The sequence below is a fragment of the Curvibacter sp. Hmag1.1 genome (assembly GCF_059769165.1).
This window is the reverse complement of the sequence record NZ_JBMBGX010000002.1, coordinates 2,532,014-2,550,256: the sequence shown is the minus strand read 5'-3', so window position 1 is coordinate 2,550,256 and position 18,243 is coordinate 2,532,014. Positions and strand designations below refer to the sequence as shown.

18 protein-coding genes are annotated in these 18,243 nt (G+C 60.8%); 6 read left to right on the top strand and 12 right to left on the bottom strand.

The annotated features are described in order from the left end of the window. Positions 1–120 precede the first annotated feature (120 nt). From ACOAP0_RS12705 to ACOAP0_RS12680, 6 genes are read left to right on the top strand one after another with little or no spacing between them, the layout of a single operon-like run. Complete coding sequence (locus ACOAP0_RS12705; protein WP_498391427.1) at positions 121–1,017, top strand: branched-chain amino acid ABC transporter permease; 897 nt, start codon at positions 121–123, stop codon at positions 1,015–1,017. Continuing rightward, positions 1,017–2,093 (top strand): branched-chain amino acid ABC transporter permease, encoded by a 1,077-nt coding sequence (locus ACOAP0_RS12700; protein WP_087496248.1) that lies wholly within the window; start codon positions 1,017–1,019, stop codon positions 2,091–2,093. The genes ACOAP0_RS12705 and ACOAP0_RS12700 overlap by 1 nt, the downstream gene beginning before the upstream one ends. Then, positions 2,090–2,917 (top strand): ABC transporter ATP-binding protein, encoded by an 828-nt coding sequence (locus ACOAP0_RS12695; protein ID WP_498376693.1) that lies wholly within the window; start codon positions 2,090–2,092, stop codon positions 2,915–2,917. Before ACOAP0_RS12700 ends, ACOAP0_RS12695 begins: the two co-directional genes overlap by 4 nt. Further along, the gene (locus ACOAP0_RS12690) at positions 2,914–3,711 is read left to right on the top strand and encodes an ABC transporter ATP-binding protein (protein ID WP_313868587.1); all 798 of its coding nucleotides are present in this window, start codon (positions 2,914–2,916) and stop codon (positions 3,709–3,711) included. The genes ACOAP0_RS12695 and ACOAP0_RS12690 overlap by 4 nt, the downstream gene beginning before the upstream one ends. A gap of 4 nt (positions 3,712–3,715) precedes the next feature. After that, a complete protein-coding gene (locus tag ACOAP0_RS12685) occupies positions 3,716–5,572 on the top strand; it encodes an AMP-dependent synthetase/ligase (protein WP_498376691.1) in 1,857 nt (618 codons plus the stop codon). A gap of 49 nt (positions 5,573–5,621) precedes the next feature. Continuing rightward, on the top strand, positions 5,622–6,797 hold the full coding sequence (locus ACOAP0_RS12680) for an ABC transporter substrate-binding protein (RefSeq protein WP_087496244.1): 1,176 nt from the start codon (positions 5,622–5,624) through the stop codon (positions 6,795–6,797). Positions 6,798–6,980: 183 nt separating this feature from the next. Here the strand turns inward: ACOAP0_RS12680 and ACOAP0_RS12675 are convergent, their stop codons facing one another. From ACOAP0_RS12675 to ACOAP0_RS12620, 12 genes are all read right to left on the bottom strand, one after another. Next, entirely contained in the window at positions 6,981–7,211 is a 231-nt protein-coding gene (locus ACOAP0_RS12675) for a CPCC family cysteine-rich protein (protein WP_498376690.1), read from the bottom strand. A 132-nt stretch (positions 7,212–7,343) separates the two neighbouring features. Then, complete coding sequence (locus ACOAP0_RS12670) at positions 7,344–7,907, bottom strand: hypothetical protein (protein WP_498376689.1); 564 nt, start codon at positions 7,905–7,907, stop codon at positions 7,344–7,346. Positions 7,908–8,334: 427 nt separating this feature from the next. Beyond that, positions 8,335–8,832 carry a thioesterase family protein gene (locus ACOAP0_RS12665; protein WP_481873650.1) on the bottom strand — a complete coding sequence of 166 codons (498 nt, stop codon included), beginning with the start codon at positions 8,830–8,832 and terminating at the stop codon, positions 8,335–8,337. A 9-nt stretch (positions 8,833–8,841) separates the two neighbouring features. Beyond that, the gene (locus tag ACOAP0_RS12660; protein ID WP_498376688.1) at positions 8,842–10,044 is read right to left on the bottom strand and encodes an acyl-CoA dehydrogenase family protein; all 1,203 of its coding nucleotides are present in this window, start codon (positions 10,042–10,044) and stop codon (positions 8,842–8,844) included. Continuing rightward, entirely contained in the window at positions 10,041–10,925 is an 885-nt protein-coding gene (locus ACOAP0_RS12655; protein ID WP_313879017.1) for an SDR family oxidoreductase, read from the bottom strand. The genes ACOAP0_RS12660 and ACOAP0_RS12655 overlap by 4 nt, the downstream gene beginning before the upstream one ends. Further along, complete coding sequence (locus ACOAP0_RS12650; RefSeq protein WP_498376687.1) at positions 10,925–11,602, bottom strand: TetR/AcrR family transcriptional regulator; 678 nt, start codon at positions 11,600–11,602, stop codon at positions 10,925–10,927. The genes ACOAP0_RS12655 and ACOAP0_RS12650 overlap by 1 nt, the downstream gene beginning before the upstream one ends. A 347-nt stretch (positions 11,603–11,949) precedes the next feature. Next, a complete protein-coding gene (locus ACOAP0_RS12645) occupies positions 11,950–12,714 on the bottom strand; it encodes an enoyl-CoA hydratase (RefSeq protein ID WP_498376686.1) in 765 nt (254 codons plus the stop codon). 33 nt (positions 12,715–12,747) lie between these two features. Further along, positions 12,748–13,554 carry an acyl-CoA thioesterase gene (locus ACOAP0_RS12640; protein WP_498376685.1) on the bottom strand — a complete coding sequence of 269 codons (807 nt, stop codon included), beginning with the start codon at positions 13,552–13,554 and terminating at the stop codon, positions 12,748–12,750. A 79-nt stretch (positions 13,555–13,633) separates the two neighbouring features. Next, on the bottom strand, positions 13,634–14,827 hold the full coding sequence (locus ACOAP0_RS12635) for an acetyl-CoA C-acyltransferase (protein ID WP_498376684.1): 1,194 nt from the start codon (positions 14,825–14,827) through the stop codon (positions 13,634–13,636). A gap of 12 nt (positions 14,828–14,839) precedes the next feature. Then, positions 14,840–15,361, bottom strand: a complete 522-nt coding sequence (locus ACOAP0_RS12630; protein WP_498376683.1) for a DUF4442 domain-containing protein — start codon at positions 15,359–15,361, stop codon at positions 14,840–14,842. 8 nt (positions 15,362–15,369) lie between these two features. Beyond that, the gene (locus tag ACOAP0_RS12625) at positions 15,370–17,769 is read right to left on the bottom strand and encodes a 3-hydroxyacyl-CoA dehydrogenase/enoyl-CoA hydratase family protein (protein ID WP_498376682.1); all 2,400 of its coding nucleotides are present in this window, start codon (positions 17,767–17,769) and stop codon (positions 15,370–15,372) included. Positions 17,770–17,786: 17 nt separating this feature from the next. Further along, positions 17,787–18,221, bottom strand: coding sequence for a DUF2147 domain-containing protein (locus ACOAP0_RS12620; protein ID WP_087496233.1), 435 nt, complete (start codon positions 18,219–18,221; stop codon positions 17,787–17,789). Positions 18,222–18,243: the final 22 nt, after the last annotated feature.

Here is an 18,243-nt window from a genome sequence, read left to right as displayed (position 1 = left end):
GCACTGCAGATGCCCTGCAGACTTGAGGGGACTTCCTAGGGTCTACGAGATCAGTGGGAACCCTATCGGTGATTGGGGGACACAACGCTATAACCGGACTGCACTTACCAAGGAGACAACGTGCAGTTCCTTCAATTGCTGATCAGCGGCGTGGCACAGGGGTGCATCTACGGCCTGATCGCGCTCGGCTTTGTATTGATCTACAAAGCCACCGAAACCGTGAGCTTCGCCCAAGGCGAACTAATGATGCTGGGCGCCTTCGGCGGACTGGTGGGCATGACCATGCTGGGCATACCCTACTGGATTGCCGTACCCAGCGCGATTTTGGGCATGGCCATCTTCGGCGTGTTGCTGGAGCGCCTGGTCATTCGCCCAATTTTGGGGCAGCCTGCTTTCTCGATCGTGATGCTCACCATCGGCATTGGTTATGTGGCGCGCGGCCTGATCACCATGATCCCCGGCATCGGCACCGACACCAACGCCTTGCCTGTGCCCTACAAGGACGAAATCCTGAAGTTCGGCGGCAATGAAATGGGCATTGGCGCCTTGGTGCTCAACGTAGAGCACCTCGTCATCATCGGCGCCACCGGCGTGCTGTGCGTGCTATTGTTTGCGCTGTTCCGCTACACCAAGCTGGGCATCGCCATGCAGGCAGCTTCACAGAACCAGCTGGCGGCCTACTACATGGGCATCCCTGTCCAGCGACTCAATGGTTTGGCCTGGGGCCTTGCGGCTGCGGTTGCTGCGATTGCCGGCATCCTGCTCGCGCCCATTACCTTTGTGCACGCCAACATGGGCTTTATCGGCCTCAAGGCCTTCCCTGCTGCGGTGGTGGGCGGCTTCGGCAGCCTGCCCGGTGCGATTGTGGGCGGGCTGGTGATCGGCCTGGTGGAGTCGTTTGCCGGCTTCTACCCGCCTGATGGATTCAAGGACACAGCCGCCTACGTGGTGGTGCTCGTCATGCTGATGGTCAAACCCAACGGTTTGTTCGGCGAAAAATTGCGGAAGAAAGTCTGATGCGTTTCATATTCAAGACCGATTACGCTCAGGACATCAACCTCGCCAAGCATGGCGGCCATGTGTTCTGGTACAGCGCACTGGTGGTACTGCTGGTGGCCGCTCCATGGCTGCTCACCGAGTACAGCCTGGCCCAATTGAACCTGGTGCTGATCTACGCCATTGCGGGCCTCGGGCTGATGCTGCTTGCCGGCTTTACCGGCCAGTTCTCGCTGGGGCATGCCGCCTTCCTGGGTGTTGGCGCCTATGCACAGGCTTACTTCACCAATGCCGGCGTTCCCTTTGTGGTGTCGCTGGCCCTCTCAGGCACCCTGTCAGCGCTCATGGGCATCGTCGTGGGCTTGCCAGCGCTGCGGCTCAAGGGCATTTATCTGGGTATGGCCACTTTGTCCTTCGGCTTCATCATTGAAGAAGTGTTTGCCCGCTGGGAATCGGTCACTGGCGGAAACGCGGGTAAAGCGGTCGGCGTGATCAAAATGGCTGGTTACGAACTGGGCAGCGGCCAAGGCTTCTACTTCGTGTGCCTCACGGTAACCGTGTTGTGCACGCTGGGCATTCTGAACCTGCTGCGCTCCCCGACAGGCCGGGCTTTTGTGGCCATCCGCGACTCCGAAATTTCGGCGCAGAGCATGGGCATCCATCTGGCGTACTACAAGACACTCTCGTTCTCCATCTCAGCCGCATTGGCAGGCATGGCCGGGGCCTTGTATGCCCACAACCTGCGCTTCATCTCGCCCGACCAGTTCAACCTGCTGCAGTCGATCGACTTGCTGCTGATGATTGTGATCGGCGGCCTGGGCTCGGTGCACGGGGTGTTTCTGGGTGCCATCTTCCTCATCATCCTGCCGCAGGGCATTTCGGCCGGCAAAGAATTTTTACCCGAGTTCATCGGACAGGCTCCAGGCCTCAAGAGCGTGATTTATGGCTCTGTACTGATCGCCTTCGTGCTATTTGAGCCCATGGGCCTCTATGGCCGCTGGCTCAAGGTGCGCACCTATTTGCAGATGTTCCCGTTCTACCGCAAGGGCATGTTCAAGCGGCAGAAATCCTTCCAGAAATCGGACCGGTTGAAATGAACTCCGACACACTTCTCTCGGCCAAAGACCTGAGCGTGCGCTTCGGCGGCGTGCTGGCGGTCAACAAAGTCAGCTTCGATGTCAAGCAAGGTGAGGTCTTCACCCTCATCGGGCCCAATGGTGCCGGCAAGACCACGGTGTTCAACCTGATCAGCCGCATCTACACGCCCACTACCGGAAGCATCACCTATTTGGGCCCGCAGGGTCCGCTGCAGCTCACCGAACAGGCCCCGCAAAACGTGGCCTCACTGGGCATTGCGCGCACCTTCCAGAACATTGAGCTGTTCGAGCACGCCAGCGTGCTGCACAACCTGCTGATCGGCCGCCACACGCACCGCAAAACCTCGCTGTGGCAAGACCTGCTGTTCACTCCCGCCGTTCGCGAGGCTGAACTCGAGGCCCGTGAAAAAGCCGAGGAAGTGATTGAGTTCCTTGACCTGCAGCACTACCGCGACTCGCTGGTGGCAGGCCTGCCCTACGGCGTGCGCAAGGTGGTAGAGATGGCACGAGCCCTGTGCACCGAACCCAAGCTGCTGCTGCTTGACGAGCCGTCCAGCGGCTTGAATGTGGAAGAAACCGACGACATGGCTTTCTGGATCCAGGACATCAAAAACGAGCTGGGCATTACGGTGCTGATGGTGGAACACGACATGAGTCTTGTCTCCAAAGTCTCGGACCGTGTGCTGGCCATGAACCAGGGCGAAGTGCTGGCCATGGGCAGCCCGCGGGAAGTGCAAACCGACCCCGCCGTGGTGGAAGCCTATCTGGGCTCTATTGATGATGTGTCGTCCCTGCGTCGCCAACCTACCCGGGAGGCCGCATGAGCACATTGCCGCCCCCCATCAGCGACCAGCCTGTGCTCAAGCTGCTCAACGTCGAGAGCTCCTACGGCCCCATCAAGGCCATCCGGGGAGTGAGTTTGCAAGTGCGCCGCGGCGAGATTGCCACCGTGTTGGGCTCCAACGGCGCGGGCAAGACCACCATTTTGAAAACCATCTCCGGCATCATCGATCCGCGCAAAGGCTCGGTGGAGTTCAAGGGGCAGGACATCACGGCCCGCGATCCGGCCTACATCGTGCAGGAAGGCCTGAGCCATGTACCCGAAGGGCGCGAGGTGTTCCCTCTGCTCAGCGTGCATGACAACCTGCTCATGGGTGCCTTCACCCGCGCAGACCGCGATGGCGTCGCCAAGGACCTGGCGACCGTGTATGGCTACTTCCCCATCCTGAAAGAACGCGCCGCGCAGGATGCCGGTTTGCTTTCTGGCGGACAGCAGCAGATGCTGGCGATCAGCCGTGCGCTCATGGCAGACCCCGACCTCATCCTGCTGGACGAGCCCAGCCTGGGTCTGAGCCCGAAGCTCACCAAAGAGATTTTTGAGATCGTGGTGCGCATCAACCGCGAGCGCGGCACCACCATCCTGCTGGTGGAGCAAAACGCCAACATGGCGCTCAATGCCTCGGACTACGGCTATGTGCTGGAGAACGGCCGCATCGTCATGGAAGACACCTGCGCCAACCTGCGCGAAAAAGACGACATCAAAGAGTTTTACCTTGGCATGAAGGAGGACGGAGTGCGTGGGGAACGTCGTTGGAAAAAGAAGAAAAACTGGAGATAGCAGCATGAACGGACTGTGGGATACCAGCGACATCCAGCCACAAAGTGGCATCGCCATGGCGGGAGAGACGATTCCGGCCATGTTCTGGAACGCCGTGGCCGCCCGCGGCCCCGACATCTGGCTGCGCCAGAAACACCTGGGCCTGTGGCGCAGCTGGACATGGAACCAAACAGGCGACGCCGTGCGCGAAATCGCCGGCGGTCTGATCAGTCTGGGCTTTGAGCAAGGCCACACTGCATCAATCCTGGCCAACACCGTGGTGGAGTGGGTGTGGGCAGACTTGGCCGTGCTGTCGGCCGGTGGTGTGTCCAACGGCATTTACCCCACTGATGCACCCAGCCAAGTGCAGTACCTGTGCGAGGACTCCGGCACCCGCTTCCTGTTTGTCGAAGACGACGAGCAACTCGACAAGGCGCTGGAAGTGCGCGCGCAGTGCAGCAAGTTGCAAAAAATCATCGTCATGGACATGGAAGGCCTGCGCGGGCTGGATGACCCTGACGTTCTCAGCCTCGACGCCCTTCGGGCTCTGGGCCGCACCTACAACGCAGCCAACCCCAACGCCGTGCCCCAACGCAGCGCCAACTGCAAACCCGAAGACCTGGCCATTCTGGTCTACACCTCCGGCACCACGGGCAAGCCCAAGGGCGCCATGCATTTGCACCAGGGCATTGTGTATTCAGTGCGCGGGTACAACACCCTGATCGCCCAGGACGCCAGCGACGAGCGCATGTGCTTTCTGCCGCTGTGCCACATTGCCGAGCGGCTGGGCGGCGAGTACTTCTCGCTCTATACCGGCGCCAAGCTTAACTTCGTGGAGAACCCGGAAACCATCCCCGAAAACGTACGGGAGATTGCCCCCACCGTGTTCACCGCCGTGCCACGGGTGTGGGAGAAGTTTTACTCCAGCGTGATGATTGCGCTCAAAGAGTCCGGCAAGTTCCAGCAGTTCGTGTACGGCTGGGGCATTAACGTGGGCACCCGGATCGCCGACAAAGTGCTGGCGGGCCAGCCTGTCGAAGCGTCTCTGAAACTGCAGTTCAAGCTGGCCCAGGTGCTGGCACTGAACAATGTGCGCAAGCTGATCGGCATCCACCGCTCGCGCTTCTTGATCACGGGTGCAGCGCCCATCTCGCCCGACCTGGTGCGCTGGTATCTGGCCTTGGGCTTGCCCATGCTGGAGGTCTGGGGCATGACGGAAACCTGTGGTGCGTCCACTGGCGTGCCCGTCAACAAGATCAAGCCCGGCTCCATCGGCCCTGCGGCCAGCTTCAATGAGGTCAAGCTGGACCCGGCCACTGGCGAGATCATGGTGCGCGGCAAGAACGTGTTTGCCGGCTACCTGAACCTGCCTGAGAAGACCGCAGAAACCATCACCCCTGATGGCTGGCTGCACACCGGCGATGTGGGCGTGGTGGACGAGGACGGCTACTTCCGCATCACCGACCGGATGAAGGACATCATCATCACGGCAGGCGGCAAGAACATCACGCCCAGCGAGCTGGAAAACGACCTGAAGTTCTCGCCCTACATCACCGACGCAGTGGTCATCGGCGACAAACGCCCCTACCTGACGGTGATCATCATGATCGACCAGGAGAACGTGGAAAAGTTTGCCCAAGATGCGGACGTGCCATTCAGCAACTACGCATCCCTCACCCGCGCACCAGAGGTGCAGGCTCTGATCCAGGCCGAGCTGGACCGGGTGAACAAAAAGTTTGCGCGTGTCGAACAAATCAAAAAATTCTTCCTGCTGGAAAACCAGCTCACCGCGGAAGACGAGGAACTCACCCCCACCATGAAGCTCAAACGCAAGCTGGTGGAGAAGAAATACGAAGCCCGGATAGAGGCCATGTACCGATAGCAGCCCTGCTGCCCCCTTTTGCAAAGAGAACCAACGAGGAGACACAACCATGAAACTGCGTACCGCTATCGCACTGGGCACCCTGGCCCTGACCGCGACATTTGCCAGCGCCCAACAAGGCGTGAGCAAAGACGAAATCCTGCTGGGCTCCATCCAGGACCTCTCCGGTCCCTTGGCCGGCTTCGGCAAACAGGCCCGCGCCGGCATGCTGCTGGCGGTGGACGAAATCAATGAGCAAGGCGGCGTCAATGGCCGCAAGCTGAAACTGCTGGTGGAAGACTCCGGCTACGACCCCAAAAAGGCCGTGCTCGCTGCCCAGAAGCTGGTCAACCAGGACAAGATTTTCATGATGGTTGGCCACATCGGCACTGCCCAGAACATGGCGGCCATGCCGGTGCAGTTCGAGAAGAACGTGATCAACTTCTTCCCGATCACCGCCGCCCGCGAAATGTATGAGCCCTTCCACAAGCTCAAGTACTCGTTTGCCGCCCCCTACTACGACCAGATGCGCCTGGCCGTACCCAAACTGGTGAAGGAAAAAGGCGCCAAAAAGGTCTGCACCTTGTACCAGGATGACGACTTCGGCCTAGAAGTGCTCAAGGGTGGTGAAGACGGCTTGAAGACCATCGGCATGGAATTCGCCGAGAAGACCTCCTACAAGCGTGGAGCCACCGACTTCTCGTCCCAGGTCTCCAAAATGCAGGCTAGCGGTTGCGACTTTGTGGTGCTGGGCACCATCATCCGCGAAACCATCGGCGCCATCGGCACCGCTCGCAAGCTGGGCTACAACCCCACCTTCATCGGCTCCAGCGCTGCCTATACCGACCTGATCCACAAGATCGGCGGCAAAGCCATGGACGGCCTCTACGCCACCATGACCGTGCAGAACCCCTACACCGATGAGCAGACCCCCAGCATCCGCTTCTGGGCCAACAAGTACAAGACCAAGTTCAATGAGGACCCCACCGTCTTCTCGGTCTACGGCTACATGATCATCAACACCTTTGCCTCGGCAGCCAACAAGGCCGGCAAGAACCTGACCACGGATTCGTACATCAAGGTCATGGACAGCATGACCATTCCGGCAGACATGTTCGGTGCACCGGTCCAAACCTTCACCGCCACCAAGCGTCTAGGCAGCGGCGCATCCCGTCTGTCCCAGATTACCGATGGCAAGTGGAAGGTCATGTCTGAGTACGTGAGCGACGCGCCTGCCAAAAAGTAAGCACCGTCAGCTACCCATGAGAAAGGCCACCTTCGGGTGGCCTTTCTCATGGCGGATTGGATTTGGCTGAATTGTTGAGATGTTTTGAGGCAGCTACAGGCTGAAAGCAGTCGTTAACTCTGAAGGCAGGGCGACGCCGAAGGTGGTCGCCGCTTGGCCAACCAGTTAATCATTGCGCACCTCTTACGGTTTGGGTGGTCTGACGTTCGAGAGAAACCTCTTTTCGCATGCACCGAAAGCCTTGTAGTTGGCCCGCGCCTGGGTGAGACTCAAAGAACCATTCGGCCCTCCCCACACCAGCTCTGCTTCATCGCCGGCCTGGCCATCGTCATGCCAGAAGCAGACCTTGCAAATCTGATCGTCCGCTCGTCTATCAAGCGTGAGTGATCGGCAGAAGGGGCATGGGACTTTCATGTTTAACGTTTGAGCTGAGGGGCCGACGCCGGGATGGCGCTTGGCCCGCGAGGCGGATGATGACAGTGAGCGCCTCGCGGGCCAAGTGCCATGCCGGTGGAGTTCCGCTCGAGCGAAGGGTTAGGCGTCAACTTACGGTTTTGCCTCAGGCGGCGGGGGCACCGGCATGCCGAGCCTCGTGTACAGGTTGTTCTGCAGAAGAACCGGAATGCCTCGGCAGGCAATCTCAAGGTGGGCGTCGGTGTATTGAGAGATGGTTGCCTGGGTTGTTAGGTGCGCCATACCCTTGTTGGCGAACTCAAAGATCGATAGCAGCGCTTTCTCTGCTTCGTCAGGTGGTCCGGCATACGTCGCTATCGCCGCCGATGGTTCGACCTTTCCAAGAGGTCCCTTCACTGAAGAGAAGTGCTCGATCGCTACATCGTCTTTCCGCCGCGTTTGGATCTGCGAGAGCTTTCCCCCGCTTGCACACAGACCCATGAACTCAAGTAGAGCTCTGGCATGGATCAGGCCTGCTTCGATCATTGGGTTGGCGACCGCGGCCGCGTTGCAGTTCAATCGAACTCGGCCGTTCTCCACAACTTGAACAGAGCGAGGGTGCCCCCCTTCGTCCAGCCACTTCCACGCGAAGAGAAGCGTCTCGATGGCCTGGAGACGATATGGAATCCATCGCAGGAGTAGTTCGTCGAGGGTCATGATGACGCCTAACGTAATGTATGCCGCAAAACCTGCGGGATATTCTGGAGGCTGCGGGATAAACTGGGCGCCAATTGCGCAGGAAAGCCTTTCGCAGTCTCAATTTCCGAAGTATTCATGTGCGTTTGTACAGGTATAAAAATTCCGACAAACCCCGCACTTTGTAAGTAATGGAGTGAGCCACTGATTTCATAATTTTTGCGCCTCAGAACCAGATTGAACATCCCCCAATCGGGTGTTTTTGTGACGGACTGTTCACGCTACAGATCAGGCGTTCACCTCACACAGTCCCTAAATCGTAAATCCAGACTCAAGCCACTTGCGCGACCCATGAATCAAACAAGCTTCACAGCTGGCGAACTTATTGACCATTTACACCCCTAGCGCTCATGGAATATGCGCGAGCAGCTTCTAAAAATATAGCGGATCAAGAAACGATGTAAGCCGCAGACCCGGTGGACAGGAGCTTGCCATCCGCGCCCAGAAACTCCATGCGGGTAGACGCGACGCGTGAGCCAAGGCGCATCACCTCGGCGTGTAGCTCGAACTGCTCGCCGATGCCGGGGCGCAGGTAGTCCACCCGCAAATCGATAGTGCCCAGCTTGGCAAAGCGGTGCAGGCGCTGCGAAGGCGCCTCGTCCATGTGGCGGGCGCCTATGGCCGCCATCACCGCCAAGCCGCCCATGGCATCCAGCCCCGCGCTGATCACGCCGCCGTGTATGCGGTTGTAGGCATAGTGCCCCACCAGCTCTGGGCGCATGGCAATGCGGGCCTTCACTTTGTCGGGGGTGATGGAGGTGATCTTCAAGCCCAGCATCTGGTTGAAGACGATGCTCACTTCAAAGATGCGGGTCAGGCCTTCGATGAACTCTGGCTCAAAAACGATGGGCGCTGCGGCTGGCTCTGCATGGGGGGTTTTAGGCATGCCGCATTCTCACAGGCCGAGCTGACGGCTTGCCAACTCTTTCATGATTTCCTCAGCGCCGCCGCCGATCATCATCACCTTCACTTCGCGGTAAATGCGCTCGCAGGCCGTGCCCCGCATAAAGCCCATGCCACCCAGAATCTGCACGCCCTGGTCGGCGCAGAACTGCATGGTCTGCGTCGCATGGTTTTTGAGCAGGCACACCTGTGCCACCCACTCTGCACCTTTGGCACTTTTGTCGCCGCGGTCACCGGCGTCCGCCCGGGCGGCCACCGCATGCAGCCACGCTCGGGTGGACTCAATGCGCATCTTCATGTCCATGAACTTGTGGCGGATCACTTGGTGATCAATCAGCGCGGTGCCAAAGGTTTTGCGCTGCTGGGCCCAGCTCAAGGCTTCGTCGTAACAGCACTCCGCAAAGCCCAGCGCCATGGCTGCCATGGACAGGCGCTCGCCATTGAAGTTGGTCAGGATGATCTTGAAACCCGCCCCCTCCTCGCCCACGAGGTTGGAGACGGGCACCCGCACGCCGTCAAAGCGCAGCTGCGCGGTGTCCGAGCAATGCCAGCCCATTTTTTGGAGAGGGCTGCGCGACAGGCCGGGCGCATCGCCGGGCACCATGAGCATGGAGATGCCACCTGCTCCCGATTTCTGGCCTTTGTTCTTCAGGTCGGTGCGCACTGCCACCGTGATCCAGTCAGCGCGCATGCCGGAGGTGATGAAGGTTTTTTCACCATCCACCACGTACTCGTTGCCCTCCAAGCGGGCGGTGGTTTTGAGTGCCGATACATCGGTGCCACCACCGGGCTCGGTAATCGCCAGCGCGGCAATCTTGCGGCCGGCCAGCACATCGGGCACCACCTGCTGCTGCAGGGCCGCAGAGCCATGGCGCAGCACCGGCGGCAAACCGATGTTGAGGCTGAACAGACTTGCCATCAGGCCGCCGCTGCCCCCGCTGCGGGCGAGCGCAATCGTGAGCGCGTTGCGCAGTGCCCAAGGTGCCGGTGTGCCGCCAAAGCGCTCCGGGTAACCCAGCCCCAGCCACCCCAGATCGGCAGCGCGCTGGTACAGGCTGCGGGGGAACTCCCCTGCCTCTTCCCAGTCCGCCAGATACGGGGCTACCTCGGTCTGGATGAAGCGGCGCGCCGCGTCTTCCACGGCAGCCACATCCTCGGGGCCGAACTCCTGCGCCGACTCAGGGAGCGCGCTCATGACTGAAACACCTTGGGCGTGCTGGCGCGGTGAAAGCCGTTGAAGGGCTTGATGGCATCGCGGGCTTGCGCCTTTTCGTCCGCCACGCGCATGGGCCAGCCCATGCGCACTTGGGGTCGTGCACCGTCAATACGCAACGTGGTGCCGCTGATGAACGCCGCTGCAGGGCTCAGCAAAAACACAATGCCGGCGGAGGTTTCTGCCTCGGTGCCAAAGCGGCCCAAGGGTACGGTCTTGGCCATTTCGCGCAGCATGGGGCCCATTTCGGGCGGATAGTGGTCCATGCCGCTGGAGGCGATGTAGCCCGGCGCGACGGCGTTCACCCGCACCCCACGGCCTGCCCATTCGGTGGCTGCAGTCTCGGTAAAGCTCACCATGCCGGCGCGCGCTGCGCCGCTATGGCCCATGCCGGGCATGGAGCCCCACATGTCGGCCACGATGTTGACGATGGCGCCGCCATGCTTGCTCATGCTTTGGCTGAAGCACTCGCGTGCCATCAAAAAGCCGCCGGTCAGGTTGGTGTTGATGACCGCCTCCCAGCCCTTGGCGCTGATGGCTTCCAGCGGCGTCATGTACTGACCGCCAGCGTTGTTCACCAGGCCGTCAATGCGGCCGTGTTGCGCCACGATGGCAGCCACGCAGGCCTTGACTGCGTCTTCATTGCGGATGTCGCACACATGCTGGCTGACGTTGCCGCCGTCCTCGGTGATCTCAGTGGCAGCTTTTTCGAGCTTTTCGGGCTTGCGGCCTATGAGCGCCACGGTGGCGCCCAAGGCCGCCAGCTCATGGGCTGTGCAGCGGCCAATGCCGGAGCCGCCTCCGGTAATCACCACCACTTTGCCGGCGAACAAGCCGGGAGCGAAGACAGAACCGTAATGCATCACACCTCCTGAATGAACATGGCCACGGCGTGTTCGCCGAGCGCTTCTACCGTGGCCCCTTTAGCGGGGTCGAACCATTGCACCGACCAGTTGAGCGCGCCCAGAATCAGCAGGCGGGCCACGCCCACCGGCGCCTTGAGCTGGCCGCTGTCCTGCAAGGCTTGCAGCACCGGCATCCACAGGGCCTCGTAGTCGGCAATCAGTTTGTGCAGAACCCTGCGCTGCGGGCGCTGCAAGGAGCGCCACTCGTACAGCATGACCGGCACGAAGTCATTACCCGGCCCGAGCAGCACCTCAAAGTGCGCATGGACGAGGCGGCGCAGTTTGTCGGCCGGACTCAGTGCGGCATAGGCGGCATCGCCCAGCACACGCTGCTGGTTGGCCAGCGCCGAATGCATGCCCGCCTCCATGACGGCGAACAAGAGCGCGTCTTTGCTTTTGAAGTGGTAGAACGGCGAGCCGCTTTGCATGCCAGCCGCGTTGGCGATGTCGCGGGTGGTGGTAGCGGCGAACCCTTGGCGGCGGAAGAGCTGGGCTGCAGCTTTGAGCAGCTCGTGGCGGCGGTTGCCGTCATCGCGCTCGTCTTCGGTTTTGCGGGGGCGGCCACGCGGGCGTTTGGCCTCGGGTGGGGCGGCATCTTCAGCAGGCGCGGCAGGCAGGGTCTCGGTAGGGGTCATGTGTCGACCATACCAGCCTCATCTATTTTCAGCAAGCGCTTGCTTGGCAAAAATACTCAGGGAAAACGCGAGTGTCTTGGCGCTTTGTAGCTGAGGTGCAAAGGAAGCACCTACCCTTCAAATTGCTATTATTTCAGGAGCTGCTCGCGCATATGGAACGAGCGCTAGCAGCCCAAAACACGTGAAAGTCAGACCTTGCTGAAGTCGGGCTTTCTTTTTTAGCGAAAGCGTAAACCACGCTCCGCGTGCAGCCTTCGGCTGTCGACTTCAGACTTTGCTGAAGTCGGGTTTACGCTTTTGACGAAAACGCAAGCCCGCACTTCGTGCGCATCCTTCGGATACAGCCTTCAGACCCTGCTGAAGTCTGGCTTGCGTTTTTCCATAAACGCGGTGAACGCCTCTTTGGCAGAAGGCTCACCCAGCATGCGGCCGAAGCTCACGGCTTCTTCGTCGATGCGGGCCAGCACATCAGCCAGCTGGCCTTTTTTGAGCAGGCGCTTGGTTTCGATCAGCGAGGCGATGGGCTTGGCGGCCAGCTTGCGGGCCTGGGCCTGGGCCACCGCATTGGCTTCAGTGGGCGGTACCACGCGGTTCGCTAGCCCGACTTCCAGGGCGGCTTCGGCCATGAAGGGCTCGCCCATGAGCAAGGCCTCGGCGGCGCGGTGGTAACCCATCATCTGGGGCACCAGAAGGCTGGACGCCGCCTCGGGGCACAAACCCAGATTCACAAAGGGCATGGAGAAAGCGGCGTTGTCACCGGCGTAGACCAGATCGCAATGGAACAGCATGGTGGTGCCGATGCCCACTGCCGGGCCGCATACCGCCGCAACGATGGGCTTGGGGAAGGCCGCCAGAGCCCGCAAGAAGCGGAACACCGGTGCGTCCTGCGCCTTGGGCGGCGCGCCCAGAAAGTCGCCGATGTCGTTGCCGGCGCTGAACACCGTGGCGTCGCCCTGGAACACCACCACGCGCACGGCAGCATCGTCACGCGCAGCGTCCAATGCATCTGCGCAGGCGGCGTACATGGCCTGGGTAAAAGAGTTTTTCTTTTCGACCCGGTTCAGAGTGATGGTGGTGATGCCGGCGTCGGTGTGGATCAGGATGTCTTGCATGGTCGCTCGCTCAAAAAGGGATGCGTGATTGGATCACTGTTTGTAATAGACGATCTGGTGCGTGGTCACCAGCAGCACGCCGGCTTCGTTCCAGAGCTGGCTGCTTTGGTCAAAAAAGCCATTGCGGAAGGCCTGTGCTTGCGCCTGCCCCAACAGGTAACCGGTGCCGGTCTGGGCCAGTTGCTCGGTGCTGGCGTGGAAGTACACCGTCAATGACACGGTGCCCACAGGCACGTGGGTGGCCCGGCGGATGAACACCCGGGGAAAGAATACATCGGAGATGCAAGCCAGCGACGCAAAGTCCAGGGGGCGAGGCGGGTTGTCCCGCACCCAGATTTGCGTGAGGCTGCTGTGGCCGCTGCCATCCCACACGGCAGGCAGCTGGCCGGTCACCGGGAGCTGCTCATAACGCTTCACAAACTCCATGGGCGCCATGACCTGCGGCGGCGGTACTTCGGCGGGTGGCGGGCACAGGGGCATGGGTTCTTCGTCCACACCCCAGGTCTCACGTCGCACGGCGGTCACCGCCGTGCCGGTCATGACAATCGCATCGCCCTGCTGGATCTCGATGGTCCAGTGCTGGGTCGACCGATTGGTGCGGGCCGCACGCGCAATGACGGTGAAGGGGCCGTCAGCCAGCGCCGCGCAAAAATTCACCGTCAGTGACACCGGGTCGCCCAATCGCTCGGGGTGCTGCAATACACCGTTCAGCGCCTGTGCCGCAGTGATGCCGCCAAACGGCCCCACCATATTGGCGTAGGCCGGGTGGGTGTGGCCTGTCCAGCTGCCATCCGGCTGCGCCTGCAGCGCAATGGCTTCATCAAAAACGTGGGTACTCATTCACGCGATCTCCAGATGGCTGCGGAGCATACAGCCCCATGCAAAAGGCCACCCGAAGGTGGCCTTGGTGTGACGCGCGTTACACGCGTTCAAAGATGCCGGCAGCGCCCTGCCCGGTCCCTACGCACATGGTGACCATGCCGTATTTCAGGTTGTGGCGGCGCAGCGCGTGCACCACCGTGGCTGCACGGATGGCACCGGTAGCACCCAGCGGGTGACCCAGCGCAATCGCACCGCCCATGGGGTTGACCTTGGAGGGGTCCAGACCCAGCGTGTTGATGACCGCCAGCGACTGGGCCGCAAAGGCTTCGTTCAGTTCGAACCAGTCAATGTCCGAGTGCTGCAGACCCGCATAGCGCAATGCGGCAGGAATCGCTTCGATCGGGCCGATACCCATGATTTCGGGTGGCACGCCACGGGCCGCAAAGCTCACAAAACGGGCGAGTGGTGTCAGGCCGAATTGCTTGACCGCTTTTTCGCTGGCCAGAATCAGTGCACCTGCACCATCGCTGGTCTGCGAGCTGTTGCCGGCCGTCACGCTACCGCGTGCCGCAAACACAGGCTTGAGCTTGGCCAGGCCTTCGATGGAGGTATCGGGGCGAGGGCCTTCGTCCAGGTTCACGGTGCGGGTTTTGGTGGTGACCTCGCCAGTAGCCAAGTTGGGCGTACGCTCGATCACATCGATGGGTGTGATTTCATTGGTGAATTCACCCGCCTGCTGTGCCTTGATGGCACGCTGGTGGGATTCAAGGGCGAAGGCGTCTTGCTGTTCGCGGGAGACCTTCCATTGCTGAGCCACTTTCTCAGCGGTCAGACCCATGCCGTAAGCGATGCCAACGTTTTCGTCGCGGGCAAATACTTCGGGATTGAATGAGGGCTTGCCGCCGCCCATGGGCACCATGCTCATCGACTCGGCGCCACCAGCGATCAGCACATCAGCCTCGCCCACACGGATGCGGTCAGCAGCCATCTGGATAGCGGAGATGCCGGATGCGCAGAAGCGGTTGACGGTGATGCCGCCTACAGGGTGGTCAAAGGCCAGGCCCACAGCCACACGGGCCATGTTCATACCCTGCTCGCCTTCGGGGAAGGAGCAGCCGATGATGGCGTCTTCAATCGCCTTGGGGTCCAGGGTAGGGACTTGCAACATGGCGCTGCGCAGCGCCGACACCAGCAACTCGTCAGGGCGGGTGTTGCGGAAATAGCCGCGGCCGGAACGCCCGATAGGCGTGCGCGTGGCGGCAACGATGTAAGCGTCTTGGACTTGTTTCATGAGGAAACTCCTTTATTTTTTCGGGGTGGGTATCCACGCCCAGATGAATTCACATTGAATGGGCTGTTCGCCCGATTCGTCGCTGACCAGCACCGGCACGCTGACCTCGCCCTTGTCGCTTTGCTGCATGAGCTGGCGCTGCGCATCCGACAAGGTGGCCACTGCGCGCATGGCGCCCTGGGCACGTCGTTTGAAGTCGATGCGCATGGTCTTGGCCAGGGGCAGGCAGTCGTCCCGCACATTCATGCCCACCACAATGCCGGTAGCCGTTTCAGCCAGCAATGCCATGGCAGCGGCATGCACACCCTGAATGTGGTTTTGCACGCGGCGCACATTGGCCACGGCAATTTCCACACGCTCAGGCGCCATGTGCGCAAAGTCCAGACCTGCGGTGCCGGTGAAAGGCACTGCTCGGCCCATGACCTTGTTGCGCAGCCAGGGGCGCAGGGCCGCAGGTACGCGGTCCAGCTTGGCGACCGAGCGCGCCAAGCGGTTGGGCCGGGCAGTCGATGCGTGGGCAGCGAGCGTAGTCATGGCGCCAATCAGTTACGCACCGGCTTGCCGGTGGACATCATGCCCATGATGCGTTCTTGCGTCTTGGGGTGGGTCAGCAGGCTGCAGAAGGCCTTGCGTTCCATGGCCATGAGGTATTCCTCCGTCACCAGGGTGCCGGCATCCACTTGGCCGCCACACACCACCTCTGCAATCAGCAAGCCGATATGGAAATCGTGCGCGCTGATGAAGCCACCGTCGCGCATGTTGACCAGCTGGGCACGGATGGTGGCAATGCCACTGCGACCGGCCACGGGGAAGCTGCGCTTGTGCGGTGCACGGTAGCCGGAGGTGTACAAAGCCTTGGCCTCGTTGATGGCCACAAACAAGAGCTCGTCTTTGTGCGCCACGACCACATCGCTGTCCAGCAGGTAACCCAGCTTGCGGCTTTCGAGCGCGCTAGTGCCCACCTTGGCCATAGCCGCAGCGGTGAAGCCTTCGGTCAGGAAAGGCAGCACGTCCTTGGAGGTGGACAGTGCCATGTTCTCTGCAGCGCGGCGTGCGATGTAGGTCAAGCCGCCGGCACCGGGCACCAGGCCCACGCCGACTTCCACCAAGCCGATGTAGCTTTCCATCGCCGCCACGCGCTTGCTGGAGTAGATGGCCAGCTCGCAACCACCGCCCAGCGCCAAACCGCGAATGGCGGAAATGACGGGCACGTTGGAGTAGCGCAGCTTGAGCATGGCGTTTTGCAGCTCGGCTTCTGCGCCTTCGATGGCTTTTGCGCCACCGATCATGAAGGCGGGCATCATGCCTTGCAGGTCGGCACCGGCAGAGAACATTTCGTCCGGCGACCAGATCACCAAGCCTTGGTATTCCTTCTCGGCCAGCTCCTGGGCTTGCAGCAGGCCTTCAATCACACCGCCACCGATGGCGTGCATCTTGGTCTTGATGCTGGCAACCAGCACTTGCTCGTCCAGCGTCCACAGGCGGATGGACTCGTCTTCAAAGATTGTCTTGCCAGCGGTCTCGGCCTTGGGCGCATTGGAACCTAGCACGCTCTCGGGGAAGTGCTGGCGCTCGTACACGGGCAGCTTGCGTACCGGCACAAAGGTGCCTGTGGTGGGGTTCCAGGAGCCTGCAGCGGTGTGCACACCACCGGCATCGGCCACGGGGCCTTTGAACACCCACTCGGGCAGAGGTGCTTTGCACAGGGCCTTGCCGGCGGCTATATCTTCTTGAACCATGTGGGCCACTTCGAGCCAACCGGCCTCTTGCCAGAGCTCGAACGGGCCTTGCTTCATGCCGAAGCCCCAGCGCATGCAAAAGTCCACATCGCGGGCGTTGTCGGCTATGGACGCCAGGTGAATGGCAGCGTAGTGGAAGCTGTTGCGCAGGATGGCCCACAGGAACTGACCCTGCTTGCCTTCGGCATTGCGCAAGAGCTTCAGGCGCTCGGCAGCTGGCTTCTTGAGCATGCGGGCGTAGACCTCGTCGGCCTTTTCGCCGCCGGCCACGTATTCCTTGCTTTCTCCATCGAAGCGCAGCACATCGCGGCCGACTTTCTTGAAGAAGCCGGCTTTGGACTTCTGGCCCAGGTTGCCCATCTCCAACAGGGTCTTCAGCACCACGGGGGTGGCAAAACTATCGTAGAAGGGGTCCGTCTCGATGCTGAGTGTGTCCTGCAGCGTCTTAATCACGTGGGCCATGGTGTCCAGGCCGACCACGTCCGCAGTGCGGAACGTGCCGGAGGATGCGCGACCCAGCTTTTTGCCGGTCAGGTCATCGACCACGTCGTAGGTGAGGCCGAAGTTTTCCACTTCCTTCATGGTGGCCAGCATGCCGGCGATACCGACGCGGTTGGCGATGAAGTTCGGGGAGTCCTTGGCACGCACCACGCCCTTGCCCAGGGTGCTGGTCACGAAGCCTTCGAGCGCATCGAGGTAGTGGGCTTCTGTGGTGGGGGTGTTGATCAACTCCACCAGCGCCATGTAGCGGGGCGGGTTGAAGAAGTGGATACCGCAGAAACGGGGCTTGATTTCTTCAGGCAGCGCTTCCGACAGTTTGGTGATCGACAGGCCGGACGTGTTGGACGCAACAATCGTGTTGGGACCGATGAAGGGCGCGATCTTTTTGTAGAGGTCCAGCTTCCAGTCCATGCGCTCTGCGATGGCCTCGATGATGAGGTCGCAGTCGCGCAGCTGTTCGAGGTGTTCTTCGTAGTTGGCCTGACCGATCAAGCCAGCGTCATCCACCACGCCCAGAGGGGCGGGCTTGAGCTTCTTGAGGTTCTCAATGGCACGGGTGACGATGCCATTCTTGGGGCCTTCTTTGGCCGGCAGGTCAAACAGCACCACCGGCACTTTGACGTTGACGAGATGGGCCGCAATTTGCGCACCCATGACGCCGGCACCGAGCACAGCGACTTTACGGACTTGGAAGCGGGACATAGTTTTTCCTGAAATGATTACTGGATACGGGTCCAGGTTTGGGTTCGGCCGAAGAAGGCGATGGAACCGCGCATCTCCAGTTTTTTGCCACCCTCGATGGGGGTCAGGCGGGCGTTGTATTCCTTGCCCTCAGCAGGGTCCAGGATCTTGCCGCCATCCCATACGTCTTTGCCTTCCACTTTCTTGACTCCGCGGATGATCTCAAGACCCACGATGGGCTTGCCCTTGCGGTCGTCCTTGCATTCATCGCACTTGTCGTCCGGCTTGGCAGCGGGGTCTAGGCGCTTTTCGATGCGCGCAATGACTACGCCGTTCTCTTCAACAATCCGGATCTCCGACTTGGCCAGACCGGTTTTGTCGTCCACCTGGCGCCAGAGCCCCACGGGACTCATTTGCGCCATGGCGGCGGTAGCTGTCAGGCTGAGAGCAATTACGAGCGTGTTGCGAATCATGAAAGTCTCCTGTCGTTAAAAA